The sequence below is a fragment of the Neisseria sp. 74A18 genome, assembly GCF_001308005.1.
GTDB classification, from domain to species: domain Bacteria; phylum Pseudomonadota; class Gammaproteobacteria; order Burkholderiales; family Neisseriaceae; genus Neisseria; species Neisseria dumasiana.
In genome coordinates this window covers 67,024-79,480 of the sequence record NZ_LGZA01000002.1, presented here as the reverse complement: position 1 = coordinate 79,480, position 12,457 = coordinate 67,024, and the positions used below count along the sequence as shown (strand labels likewise).

Annotated in this window: 15 protein-coding genes; 9 read left to right on the top strand and 6 right to left on the bottom strand. The window is 50.5% G+C overall.

What is annotated here, in order from left to right:
• The first annotated feature begins 114 nt into the window (after positions 1-114).
• From AKG43_RS01265 to AKG43_RS01255, 3 genes are all read left to right on the top strand, one after another.
• Positions 115-336, top strand: coding sequence for a hypothetical protein (locus tag AKG43_RS01265; protein WP_231718080.1), 222 nt, complete (start codon positions 115-117; stop codon positions 334-336).
• A 382-nt stretch (positions 337-718) separates the two neighbouring features.
• A complete protein-coding gene (locus AKG43_RS01260; protein WP_054598763.1) occupies positions 719-1,249 on the top strand; it encodes a transposase in 531 nt (176 codons plus the stop codon).
• A 350-nt stretch (positions 1,250-1,599) separates the two neighbouring features.
• A complete protein-coding gene (locus AKG43_RS01255) occupies positions 1,600-2,451 on the top strand; it encodes a hypothetical protein (RefSeq protein WP_054598762.1) in 852 nt (283 codons plus the stop codon).
• A 70-nt stretch (positions 2,452-2,521) separates the two neighbouring features.
• Here AKG43_RS01255 and AKG43_RS01250 read toward each other — a convergent pair whose 3' ends face one another.
• On the bottom strand, positions 2,522-3,298 hold the full coding sequence (locus AKG43_RS01250) for a ferredoxin--NADP reductase (protein ID WP_054598761.1): 777 nt from the start codon (positions 3,296-3,298) through the stop codon (positions 2,522-2,524).
• A gap of 153 nt (positions 3,299-3,451) precedes the next feature.
• Between AKG43_RS01250 and lspA the strand changes: the two genes are divergently transcribed.
• Both lspA and ispH read left to right on the top strand, forming a co-directional pair.
• Entirely contained in the window at positions 3,452-3,967 is a 516-nt protein-coding gene (lspA, locus tag AKG43_RS01245) for a signal peptidase II (RefSeq protein WP_054598760.1), read from the top strand.
• A 25-nt stretch (positions 3,968-3,992) separates the two neighbouring features.
• Positions 3,993-4,931: a 4-hydroxy-3-methylbut-2-enyl diphosphate reductase gene (gene ispH, locus AKG43_RS01240; protein ID WP_054598759.1), complete on the top strand. Its 939-nt coding sequence runs from the start codon at positions 3,993-3,995 to the stop codon at positions 4,929-4,931.
• A gap of 56 nt (positions 4,932-4,987) precedes the next feature.
• On the opposite strand, the gene AKG43_RS12660 is transcribed toward ispH, so the two are convergent.
• Together AKG43_RS12660 and AKG43_RS01235 are read right to left on the bottom strand one after the other, a co-directional pair.
• Positions 4,988-5,212, bottom strand: a complete 225-nt coding sequence (locus AKG43_RS12660; RefSeq protein WP_156300592.1) for a hypothetical protein — start codon at positions 5,210-5,212, stop codon at positions 4,988-4,990.
• 48 nt (positions 5,213-5,260) lie between these two features.
• Positions 5,261-5,767 carry a hemerythrin domain-containing protein gene (locus AKG43_RS01235; RefSeq protein ID WP_054598758.1) on the bottom strand — a complete coding sequence of 169 codons (507 nt, stop codon included), beginning with the start codon at positions 5,765-5,767 and terminating at the stop codon, positions 5,261-5,263.
• A gap of 161 nt (positions 5,768-5,928) precedes the next feature.
• On the opposite strand from AKG43_RS01235, the gene rsmA reads away from it, so the two are divergent.
• From rsmA to dsbD, 3 genes are all read left to right on the top strand, one after another.
• Positions 5,929-6,708 carry a 16S rRNA (adenine(1518)-N(6)/adenine(1519)-N(6))-dimethyltransferase RsmA gene (gene rsmA / locus AKG43_RS01230; RefSeq protein WP_054598757.1) on the top strand — a complete coding sequence of 260 codons (780 nt, stop codon included), beginning with the start codon at positions 5,929-5,931 and terminating at the stop codon, positions 6,706-6,708.
• 21 nt (positions 6,709-6,729) lie between these two features.
• Positions 6,730-7,458 carry an amino acid ABC transporter ATP-binding protein gene (locus tag AKG43_RS01225; protein ID WP_054598756.1) on the top strand — a complete coding sequence of 243 codons (729 nt, stop codon included), beginning with the start codon at positions 6,730-6,732 and terminating at the stop codon, positions 7,456-7,458.
• Positions 7,459-7,606: 148 nt separating this feature from the next.
• Positions 7,607-9,406: a protein-disulfide reductase DsbD gene (gene dsbD, locus AKG43_RS01220; RefSeq protein WP_054598755.1), complete on the top strand. Its 1,800-nt coding sequence runs from the start codon at positions 7,607-7,609 to the stop codon at positions 9,404-9,406.
• 65 nt (positions 9,407-9,471) lie between these two features.
• Here dsbD and AKG43_RS13070 read toward each other — a convergent pair whose 3' ends face one another.
• The 3 genes from AKG43_RS13070 to ycaC all read right to left on the bottom strand — a co-directional run bounded on the left by AKG43_RS13070 (position 9,472) and on the right by ycaC (position 11,087).
• Positions 9,472-9,645: a lipoprotein signal peptidase gene (locus AKG43_RS13070; protein ID WP_231718083.1), complete on the bottom strand. Its 174-nt coding sequence runs from the start codon at positions 9,643-9,645 to the stop codon at positions 9,472-9,474.
• A gap of 10 nt (positions 9,646-9,655) precedes the next feature.
• The gene (locus AKG43_RS01215) at positions 9,656-10,270 is read right to left on the bottom strand and encodes a glutathione S-transferase family protein (RefSeq protein WP_054598754.1); all 615 of its coding nucleotides are present in this window, start codon (positions 10,268-10,270) and stop codon (positions 9,656-9,658) included.
• A 187-nt stretch (positions 10,271-10,457) separates the two neighbouring features.
• Positions 10,458-11,087, bottom strand: a complete 630-nt coding sequence (gene ycaC / locus AKG43_RS01210) for an isochorismate family cysteine hydrolase YcaC (protein ID WP_054598753.1) — start codon at positions 11,085-11,087, stop codon at positions 10,458-10,460.
• A 284-nt stretch (positions 11,088-11,371) separates the two neighbouring features.
• On the opposite strand from ycaC, the gene AKG43_RS01205 reads away from it, so the two are divergent.
• The gene (locus AKG43_RS01205; RefSeq protein WP_054598752.1) at positions 11,372-12,247 is read left to right on the top strand and encodes a LysR family transcriptional regulator; all 876 of its coding nucleotides are present in this window, start codon (positions 11,372-11,374) and stop codon (positions 12,245-12,247) included.
• Positions 12,248-12,457: the final 210 nt, after the last annotated feature.

The following is a 12,457-nucleotide window of genomic DNA, read 5'->3' as shown; positions in this document are numbered from 1 at the left end:
CGTTGTTCGGGCTTCTGCTCCAATGCCGTCTGAAACTTCCTTTTCAGACGGTCTTCTGCTTTCCGAACAGCTTTGTTATGATTCAAAAATTCGAAATAATAACAAGGGAAATAAATGTCTCGCTATCGCCGTAACTATCTGGCGGGCGGCACGTTTTTCTTTACCGTGAAACTTGCCGACCCGAAATCGCGTTTATTGGTCGAACATATCGATCTGCTGCGTGAAGCCTACGCCTCGGTACAAAAACGCTATCCGTTTGAAACCGTGGCGATTTGCGTCATGCCCAACCATCTTCATGCGATTTGGACTTTGCCTGACGGCGATAGCAAGCCGTAGCCTGCATAAAACTTAACCCCATGTGTGGGGTGTGTGCGGTACGCACGCACACGTTGTTCAGGCCTCTATTCCAATGCCGTCTGAAACTTCCTTTTCAGACGGCATCGTTTTGAACATAAATAATGTGGCGTGATTTTAAAATCTTTGCAGCCGATATGCGCTGTTCCATTCAAAACCGCGTGCGTGGCTGCGCCACACACCCTACCGATGGTTTAACGTTTATTGTTTAAATGGTCGGGCATATACTATCAGCACGCACGCGTTGTTTGGGGTATGGCAATTCACACTCAAGGCCGTCTGAAAGCAAATTTTCAGACGGCCTTCTGCTTTCCGAACAGCTTTGTTATGATTCAAAAATTCGAAATAATAACAAGGGAAATAAATGCCTCGCTATCGCCGTAACTATCTGGCGGGCGGCACGTTTTTCTTTACCGTGAAACTTGCCGACCCGAAATCGCGTTTATTGGTCGAACATATCGATCTGTTGCGCGAAGCCTACGCCTCGGTGCAAAAACGCTATCCGTTTGAAACCGTGGCGATTTGCGTCATGCCCAACCATCTTCATGCGATTTGGACTTTACCTGATGGCGATAGCGATTATTCGCTGCGTTGGCGTTTAATCAAAACCGGTTTTTCCAATCATTTTTCTACATCAAATACTTTATCCGCCAGCAAACAGCGGCGGCATGAAAAAGGGATTTGGCAGCGCCGTTTTTACGAACATACCGTGCATAATGATGCGGATTTGCAGCGTTGCGTGGATTATGTACATTTCAATCCGGTAAAACACGGTTTTGCAGCGAGTGTTAAAGACTGGCCGTTTTCTTCTTTCCACCGCTTTGTCCGCGATGGTTTATTGCCGCCGGATTGGGGCGGAACGCATGAAACTTTGGTGATGAACTTTGGGGAATAAGCCGCTTTTTAAATATTTTTGTTAGCCTACTGAACTGCGTGCGTGGCTACGCCAAACACCCTACCGATGAAGATTTAACGTTCGCTATGCTTTAAAGTGTAGGGTGTCGCGCACGCATTACTTGAGGAACTGCGATTCATATACTAAGGCCGTCTGAAAACGAACTGCACAGGTTTCTCTGAAACATCTTATCTCCCTCACTCCCCAGCACCTAGACCTAATGAAAACAATGATTTATATTGTTAATATAACATCAAAACAAAACAGCATTCCCAAATATCCACACACCCAAACTAAAAAATTTCTGTTGAATTGGCTTGAAGCAACCTTTAACTGTGAGGGAGAAGCAAATGGAGAACTATCTTCCGGAAAATGCGAAAACCGGTATCGTGCCGTCGATTAGAAATATACAGGTGGGGTCGGTCGATATTTTGGGAAACACGGTTGTGAATGTGCTGGCGATGCACAACGAGTATGTGATTTATGAAATCGACAGCCCGAATATTCAAAACCGAATCAAGCTCTTTATCGACGGGCATACGGATGAATCTGAAAAAATCATTCGAGATAGGTTCAATAAGGTGCGGTGCGATTATATTCTCGCAAAAGGTATTCTTTCACGTTCGATTAATTTCGAAACCAACAAGCAGCGGATTGCTCATGCGTTGGCGATGTGTTTGAACAATGATGATGCAGACAACGTCAACCTCTTCCCCCGTCTGATTGATGCGATTCACGACGAGCAGAATCTTATTTTGAAAAACCGGCTGCTTTATCTGCTGCCAAACATTATTTCGATTTGTTTGTGCGTGTTGTTTAAGGTGGCGTCGGAAGTGTTTCCGTTTGGAAAAGATTATGCTTTTCTGCAAAACTTTTGGGACATTCTGCCGTTTATTTTCGCCATTCTGCTCGGCAACAGCACGGGGGTGTTGATTAACTCTAAGAATTTGAGTTTTCAGGAATTTGAGAGAAGGCATTGCTATTTTCTGATTGGTTTGGAGCGTTTGTTTTTAGCCTTTTTCACGGGCAGCATTACTTATATTTTGATTAAGTCCAACCTGATCAGCTCGGTGATTTTGTCGGAAGACAATCCGTGGTCGCTTATGCTGATTTTGATTATTGCGGGCTATTCGGAAAGTTTTATTCCGAGCATTTTAACGAAATCGGAATCTGCGATTTTAACTTCTACGCCTTATAAATAAGCGTTGCTCATGAAAGAGGCCGTCTGAAACTGTTCAGACGGCCTCTTCAATTAAGCATCCGCAAGATTCATTAAAATCCATTTTCCATCATGATTTGCCCCGGAATGCGGTTGCGGTGCATGGCGAAACCCATGTCTAGCAAGGCTTGGAAAGTGTCTTTCACCATAGCGGGGTTGCCGCAGATCATGAAGCGGGTGTCGGCGGGGGTGAACTGGATATCGAATGCTGCGGCGAGTTCGCCGTTTTTTAACAGTTCGGGCAGGCGTTTGCCGAGTGTGCCGTCGGTGGTTTCGCGGGTTACGACGGGAACGAAATGCAGTTTGTGGAAATGCTCTTCAATCAGCGGGTGTTCGGCAAGGGCGGCAATGCGGTCGTTGAAAATCAATTCGTCGGCATAAGATACTGAATGGGCAAGGGCGAGGCGGTCGAAACGCTGCCAAATTTCGGGCTGTTCCAAAATGGATAAAAACGGTGCGATGCCGGAGCCGGTGCAGAGCATCACCAAATCTTTGCCGTCGGGGAAACGCTCGGGCAGCAGAAAGCCGGTGGCGTTTTTGTCGAGCAACACGGTATCGCCTTCTTTCATTTCTGCCAATTTAGCCGACATGGGGCCGCCTTCGATCAATACGGCGAAGTATTCAAGGGTGTCGGCGTATTCGGCGGAAACAACGGAATAGGCACGCCAGATAAAGCCTTCGCCGTCACGAAAGCCCAGCCGTGAAAATTGACCTGCGGAAAAGCGGTAGGCTTCGGGGCGGGTGATGGCGAATGTCATTAATTTGGGTGTGTGGTGCTTGATCCATAATACGGTTTCTTCCGTATATTTGGCTTCGGGTGATGCGGCCATGGTGTTTCCGATGTTTCAAATGTTTTCAGACGGCCTGAATTATACCTAAAGGCCGTCTGAAACCATACTGCTTTGCCAAAGTGTGCAAATTAGCCCCGTGTTGCTGCGATTCGGGTAAAATGCGGGCTTTTGATTCCCGTGCATTACACACACATGACCACTCAGAAAACTTCTAAAATGAAATATTGGCTGCTGGTTGCGGCAGCCATCGTGCTCGACCAAATAACCAAAGTTGCCGTGTTGCAAAATTTTGAGTTTGCCGAACGCCTGAACGTGATTCCGCATATTTTTGATTTAACGCTGGTATTCAACACCGGCGCGGCGTTCAGCTTTTTGGCGGACGCAGGCGGCTGGCAGAAATACTTTTTCTTGGGGCTGGCCGTGGTCATCAGCTTCTACCTTGCCCGCGGGATTGTGAAAGACGATTTCGGCAAATGGGGCAAGCTCGGGGCGGCTATGGTGATCGGCGGTGCTGTCGGCAACGTTATCGACCGCCTGATTCACGGCCATGTGGTTGATTTTCTGTTGGTTTACTGGCAAAACTGGTATTATCCCGCGTTCAATGTGGCCGACAGCTTTATCTGCGTGGGCGCCGCATTGCTGATACTCGACGGCTTCAAACACAAAAAAGCCGGCGATAAAGAAGAAAAAGCCGCTAAGGCCGTCTGAACATTATTGTGAAACAAACACCATCATGACGAAAAAAACCATTATTTTGGCCAACCCCCGCGGCTTTTGCGCGGGCGTTGACCGTGCCATCAGCATTGTAGAGCGCGCGCTGGAAGAGTTCGGCGCGCCGATTTATGTGCGCCATGAAGTCGTTCACAACAAATTCGTGGTGGACAATCTGCGCGAAAAAGGCGCGGTGTTCATCGAAGACCTTGCCGACGTGCCGGAAGGCGCAACGCTGATTTATTCCGCCCACGGCGTATCGAAAGCCGTGCAGGATGAAGCGGTTGAGCGCGGTTTTCAGGTGTTTGACGCCACCTGCCCGCTGGTTACGAAAGTGCATAAAGAAGTGGCGCGTTTGGATAGCCAAGGCTATCAGATCATCATGATCGGCCATGCCGGCCACCCCGAAGTGGAAGGCACGATGGGACAGCTGCCCGAAGGCAGTATGCTGCTGGTGGAAACGGTGGACGACGTTGCCAAGCTCGAAGTGCGCGATGCCGAAAAGCTCGCCCATGTGAGCCAAACCACTCTATCGGTGGACGAAACCCGCGACATCATCGAAGCCTTGCAAGCGCGTTTTCCGCACATCCGCAGCCCGCACAAAGAAGACATCTGCTATGCCACCACCAACCGCCAAGAAGCGGTAAAAGATTTGGCGGCAGAATGCGATATCGTGATTGTGGTCGGCTCGCCCAACTCGTCCAACAGCAACCGCTTGCGCGAAGTGGCCGCCCTGCGCGGCGTCGATGCCTATATGGTGGACAACGCAGGCTACTTGCAGCGCGAATGGTTTGAAGGCAAAAACAAAGTAGGCGTAACCGCCGGAGCATCCGCACCCGAAGTATTGGTTCAGGAAGTGATTGCCGCCATTCAAAGCTGGGGGCACGACACCGTCCGCGAGGGCGAAGGCGTGGAAGAAAGCATTGTGTTTGTTTTGCCCAAGGCTTTGAGAAAAGAGTAAGCCGTTTGCTCTGTGAATTTAAAACAGCGTAGCGCACATCCTGCCCTACGCTGTTTTTAATCGTTTGAGTTGTTTGAAGCCGTCTGAAAAACCGCCAAACGGGTTTCAGACGGCCTCAAACCTTGGCATAAGTCAGCCGCCATTCCGAGATATTCATACCCAAGAAAACCGTAGGGGCGGATATGCAATCCGCCCCTACGAAATCTGTTTGCGGCTTGAAAAAATTTAGCCCCCAAACCCGCTTTGCGAAGTTCGCACAATTCGCTTTCAGACGGCCTCAAGCAATTTTCATTTTATTCAAAGATACAAACCGCTTTTACTCCCGCATCTCAAGCCTTGCGCCTTGCCGCCATCTTCCGCCCTATCTCCGCCAATGCCTGCTGCGGAATCTGCCTGCCCATTTCAAACAACGGTTCTTCCAAAACCAAATGGGCTTCGTAGGCGGCGCAAAAACGCTGAAGCACCACTTCGTCCACGCGATAGGCGCAGTCGGCCTGCAAACGGGCAAATTCTTGCTCTACCGCCGCCCAATTTTCATGCAGGCTTTCGTGCTGGCGTAACAATTCGTTAATATTTTCCTGCGCCTGCGGGCAATATTGCAGCAACAGCGGGAAAAAATCGCTTTCTTCATCTTCATGATGCAGCGGCGCGGCCACATTGAAATATTGGCTGATCTGTTTCACCGCCTGCAACACGGTATCGTTGCGTCCGTGCTGCGCCATGTATTCGGGCAAAACGTCGAGCTGGCTGCAAAAACGCCGCACTTTGCCGTGGCAGGCATAAAGCATCTCGATCGGTTCGGCAAACGTCACGCTGCGCGTATCGAAAAGGTTCATATTTCTTCCTTTCATCTGCCCGCATCATAAACCTTTCAAGGCCAAATGTTTAGACTCCGTTCAGAGAATAGACACCCGCACGGTTTTATGCCTGCCGCCCGCCGCACGACAGGGCATTTTGCGCTACAATACGCGCTCGAAACGAATCTTGAAGAAGCAGCATGAAAGAACACAAAGCCCGAAAACGGTTCGGGCAAAATTTTTTACAAGACACGCGCATCATCCGCGACATCGTTAATGCCGTGCGCCCTCAGCCCGATGATACGGTGATCGAAATCGGCCCCGGCTTGGCGGCGATTACCGAGCCTTTGGCGCAGAAACTCAACCGCCTGCATGTGATTGAAATCGACCGCGATATTGTAGGCCGTCTGAAAACCCTGCCTTTTGCCGACAAGCTCGTGATTCACGAAGGCGACGTATTGCAGTTTGATTTCAACAGCGTGCCGGGCAAGAAAAAAATCGTCGGCAACCTGCCCTACAATATTTCCACGCCGCTGCTGTTCCGCCTGAGCGAAGTGGCCGACGACGTGATCGACATGCACTTTATGCTGCAAAAAGAAGTGGTCGAGCGCATGGTGGCCGAGCCGAAAACCAATGACTACGGCCGCTTGGGCGTGATGCTGCAATATTTTTTCGATATGGAAATGCTGATCGACGTGCCGCCCGAATCGTTCGACCCCGCGCCGAAAGTCGATTCCGCCGTGGTGCGCATGATTCCGGTGAAACACCGCATCGGCAAAGCCGAAAATTTCGAGCATTTCTCCAAGCTGGTTAAAGCCGCGTTCCACCAGCGCCGCAAAACCATACGCAACAATCTGAAAGACATTGCCACCGATGAAGATTTTCAGGCCGTCGGCATCAACCCGCAAGACCGCGCCGAACACATCGCGCCCGAGCTTTATGTGGCATTGAGCAACCATCTTTCAGCCAAGGCCGTCTGAACACACTGGATTAACAACATAATGATTAAATTTATCAACGTACACAAACATTTCAAAGACTTGCACGTTATCAACGGCGTGAATCTGGAAATCAAAAAAGGTGAAGTGGTGGTGGTTTGCGGCCCTTCGGGCAGCGGCAAATCGACTCTTATCCGCACCGTCAACCAACTCGAAACGATTGAAAGCGGCGAAATCTGGGTGGACGGCATGAACGTGGCCGACCCGAAAACCGACTTGAACAAAGTGCGCGAAGAAGTGGGCTTTGTGTTTCAAAACTTCAACCTGTATCCGCACCTTACCGTGTTGGAAAACATCATTCTTTCGCCGATGAAAGTGAAAAAGCAGAGCCGTGCCCAAGCAGAGAAAAAAGCCGTCGAACTGCTTGAGCGCGTGGGCTTGGCGCACAAAAAAGATGCCATGCCCGGCCAACTTTCGGGCGGCCAACAGCAGCGCGTAGCCATTGCCCGCGGCTTGGCGATGGAGCCGCGCGTGATGCTGTTTGACGAACCCACTTCCGCCCTCGACCCCGAAATGGTGGGCGAAGTGTTGCGCGTGATGAAAGACTTGGCCAACAGCGGCATGACCATGATGTGCGTTACCCACGAAATGGGCTTTGCCCGCGAAGTGGCCGACCGCGTGATTTTTGTCGATCACGGGCAGATTATCGAAGAAGGAACGCCCGAAGATTTTTTCAAAAACCCCAAACACGAACGCGCCAAGCAATTTTTAAAACAGGTTGAGATGAAATAACAACGGATCATGTGCTTTTTCAGACGGCCTGCGGCAACAGGCTTGAGGCCGTCTGAACATTGGCTGTAAGAATCGGCACTTTTATCCGTCTGCTGGTATATGGCGGCTGCGGCCGCAATCATCCGATCAGCAACCTGTAAGACACGATATGAAAAAACTACTTTACTTCTTCGCTGCATGGCTGTGCCTCTCAAGCAGCGTGTTCGCCCAAGTGGACGCTTCCAAGCTGCTCCCGCCCGAGCAGGCGTTTATTCCGCAGGTTAACGTAACCGATGCGGGCATCAACGTGCAGTTTGCCGTAGCCGAAGGCTACTATCTCTACCAATCGAAAATCATGGCCGAAACCGATCCCGAAGGTTTGCTAGCCAACCCGCAGTTCAGCCGCGGCGAAGAGAAGGAAGACGAATTCTTCGGCAAACAAACGGTTTACCACCATGCCGCCCAAGTTAACTGGCCTTACACCAAACCGCAGAACAACTACCGGCTTACCGTCAAATACCAAGGTTGCGCCGAAGTAGGCGTGTGCTATCCCCCTACCGAAACCTCGTTCGACATCAAAGGCAGCGGCCTCTACCAAGCCGACGCCATGCCGCAGGAAGGGAAAAACCCCTTTCTGCAACCGATGCCTGCTTCAGACGGCCCGGTTAGCGCTCCGGCAAAAAGCAGCACCGAAACCAACCGTTTCAAACTTTCTTGGGATACTCTGGGCGCCAATTTATTGGCGTTTTTTGTCGCCGGACTGGGTTTGAGCTTTACCGCCTGCATGTATCCGCTGCTGCCGATTGTATCGAGCATTGTCGTGGGCGATAAAAACGCCTCTAAAGGCCGCGCATTCGCACTGTCTATGGTTTATGTGCAGGGTTTGGCACTCACCTACACTTTGGTGGGCGTGATTGCAGGGCTGACCGGCGCGCTGCTTACCGTATGGCTGCAACAGCCTTGGGTGGTGCTGGCCGCCGCTGCCGTGATGGTGGTGCTGGCCTTATCGATGTTCGGCGTATTCAACCTCCAACTGCCCGCCTCCGTGCAGGGTTATTTCCAAAACCAAAGCAATAAATTAAGCGGCGGCAGAATCGCATCGGTATTTGTGATGGGTATGCTTTCCGCGCTGATTGTCGGCCCCTGCGTCGCTCCTCCGCTGGCTTTCGCGCTCGGCTATATCGGCCAAACCGGCGACGCGGCTTTGGGCGGTATCGCACTTTACGCTCTGGCCTTGGGTACGGGCGTTCCACTGATTGCCATCGGCACGTTCGGCGGCCATATCCTGCCCCGCGCCGGCGGCTGGATGAACGGCATCAAATATGCTTTCGGCTTTATTCTGCTTGCCGTAGCCGTTTATTTGGCCACGCCGTTTATTCCCTATCTGCTGGTAATTGCACTTTATACCTTGCTGATGATTATTCCCGCCGGCCTGCTTTTAGCCGGAATGCGCAAACAGTCGGGCCGTCTGAAAACCTTCTCGCTCGTTTTAGGCTCGCTGTTATTGGCCGGCGGCTCTTGGTTTGCTTATCAGAGCGCCAACCAACAAAGCACCGCCCTACACCGCTTCCTGACATTGGCTCCCCCTTCCACCGACACCGCCGCCGGTGCGCACGGGCTTATTTACACCGATGTGGGCGAACTGAAAACCGCCATGCAGGCAGCCTTACAGCAAAACCCCGGCAAACCCGTGCTGCTCGATTTTTATGCCGATTGGTGTATTTCATGTAAAGAAATGGCGGCCTACACACTTAACCAACCCGAAGTGCAACAAACCGTCGATATGAACCGCTTCTTCCAAATCGACGTAACCGCCAACACCACCGAACATCAGGCTCTGTTGAAAGAATACGGCCTGTTCGGCCCGCCGGGTATTTTCGTGATCCGTGCCGACGGCAGCCGCAGCGAAGCCCTGTTGGGTTTTGTCAAACCCGACGCCTTCATCCGCTGGTATCAGGAAAACCAATAAGCCGGATTTTTAGAATACTCTCTTAACACTACCAGTAAATACACAGAGGCCGTCTGAAAAATATTTCAGACGGCCTGAGACCTTTGCAAAACCCTCAGATGTGGATGCAGTTCAAGGCGTAGCAGCACAGCGAGTGCAGACATATCATACAGATAGGCAAACGAGCGAGCAGCGCACAACGCAGAAATGCGCCGCAGATGGGGGTTTTGCAAAGGTCTCGGCCTCTGTGTATGGTCAATCCAAGCCGGCTTAAGCGCCTTGCTCCGCCATCACTTTCTGCACGGCAGGATCTTGCTCCATACGCGCCATCAATGCGGCTACATTCGGATATTCCTTCCACGACTTAGGCGTGTATTCCGTCCAGCGCGACATAACGAAAGCGTAAGCATCGGCAACGCTGCGTTTGCCTTGGTAAACATGGCCGTTGCCTGCGGCAATCAGTTTGTCCAAATGCTGCATGGCGCGGTCGATACGGGCAAAAGCCGCTTCTTTCACTTTTTCAAGAGCTTCTTCGCTTTCATCCGTGATGTAGCGTTGCGGGAAGAACAGCGGCCAGAAAGAAGGATGCAGGTCGCTGGCCAAAAACGAAAGGGTTTCGTTCATCTCAAATTCGTTGACCAGACCTTCGTTGGCGCCGATACCGGCTTCCGGATACAGGCCGACAATGTATTTCAAAATAGCCGGAGCTTGGGTCAAGGCACGTTTACCGCCGATATCGAGAGCAGGCACCGCACCCAAAGGGTTAATGCGCTTATATTCTTCGGAAGCATAATCAGCGCGGACGGGCTCATAATCGGCACCTGCCCATTCGAGGGCAATCCAACAGGCCAAAGCACAAGTGCCGGGAGCATAATAGAGTTTCATAAATTTATCCTTTCTTGATCGGAATATGCCCGCAAGCGGGCGGGATACGGAATTATATAGCAAATGAACCCGATTTTTACTACGGTATTAATACAATTTCTCATTTTGGGAGCAATGTTATTGAAATCAAAAGCGAGGCCGTCTGAAATTGATTTTTCAGACGGCCTATCGGTTATATCATCGCTTCTTATTTGGCAGTTTGCTTGGTGTAGCTGGTAATCAGATTGCGGTAGTCCGGAATGTAGTTACCGAACAAAGTACCCAACCCTTCAATATCGTTACGCCAATCGCGGTGAAGCTCTGCCGCAACGTTAAACCAGTTCATCAACTGCACACCGGCAGCACTCATGCGGTCCCACGCGGCATCACGGGTTATTTGATTGAACGTTCCCGACGCATCGGTTACGACAAATACATCGTAGCCTTCTTCAATGGCAGACAAAGCTGGAAACGCCACACACACTTCAGTTACTACGCCGGCGATAATCAGTTGTTTCTTGCCGGTTGCTTTTACCGCATTAACAAAATCTTCGTTGTCCCAAGCATTGATTTGGCCGGGGCGGGCAATATACGGGGCATCCGGAAACTTCTCTACCAACTCGGGCGCAAGCGGACCGTTCGGGCCGTCTTCAAAACTGGTGGTCAAAATAGTGGGCAAACCGAAGTATTTTGCCAAATCGGCAGTAGCCAATACATTGTTTTGGAACTTATCGGGGTCGATATCGCGCACCAAAGACATCAGCCCGGCTTGATGATCAATCAGCAGCATGGCCGCATCGTTTTTGTCTAAGCGGATATAAGGTTTTTTATTCGCCATTTCAGGTTTCCTTTTCAATTTGTTTATTTAGATGAATATTTTCAGACGGCCTTACCAATACGGCATCTCAACCGTCCGAACAATCGAACTACTCGATGGAAAACTTAAACACATTCGGAATCCAACCGCCAATATCCGATGCCACCATTAAAACCGGCAACCGAACATTATTCCTAATGCTTTCAAACAGTTTTCAAAACGTCTTGTTGACAGCAGCCATTATAAACAGACATAATTTTGCAACAAGATACGAAATTAAAACTTTAAGTTGCAAAAATAGAACGATGGGTAATATAGATTTAAACGACATCCGCCTGTTTGTAGCAGTTGTACAGGCAGGCAGTTTCAGCAAAGCGGCAGAGCTGCTCAACACCCCCAAATCACGCCTGAGCCGCCGCATCAGCCGCTTGGAGGCAGATTTGGGTACCGCTTTGATGGACAGAAGCAAGCGCGGCGTGTTGCTTAATGAAGTGGGCGAACAGTTTTATCTGCGCGCGCAAGAAATGATGCAGGCCGCACAAACCGCCGTAAACAGCGTGCAAGGTAAACTCGACATTCCCGGCGGACTGCTGCGGATGTCGGTATCTACCGAAATCGGACGCGGTTTTCTGATGCTGCATCTGGCCGAATACATGCGCCGTTATCCCGACGTGATGCTGGAAGTGGAAATCAATAATAAAAAAATCAATATGATTCAAGACGGCTTCGACATCGCTTTCCGGCTCGGCCTACCTGAAGGCGACAATATCGTCGCCCGCAAACTCACCGATATCGAGTTGGGGCTGTTTGCCACAGAAAGCTACCTCCAACGCGCCGGCCGCCCCCAAAGCCCACACGAATTGCACAGCCATGCGCTGCTGAACAAATACGACGGCCCCGAATGGCGGTTTTACTCCAAACAACACAGCGTCAACATACAAAGCAGCAATAAACTGAGCAGCAACGATGCCAACCTGCTCGGCCAAATGGTTTCCGACGGTGCAGGCATCGCGCTACTGCCCTGTTTCGACAACATGCTGCGGCAAGACTGGATCCGACTGCTGCCCGAGTGGGAAGTAGAAAAAATGCCGCTTTACCTTGTATATTACAAAAACCGCGGCTCGATACCGACCATCCGCAGCATGGTGGATTTTCTGCTGGAAAAATTCGGCCATAAATAAATACCGTTTTTTAGCCGACGGAACGCGAGCGGCAGACTTGTTTCTGAGATATATAGTCAATCAACTTAAACATAGTGCATACGTCATACTCGGACTTGACCCGATCATCTCTTGAATTTGCTGAAACTCAAATTACTCGGGTGAAGCCCGAGTATGACGTTTTTTTATTAAACTTAAGTGGTTCGACTATATAGCGTAAATTCAAACGAA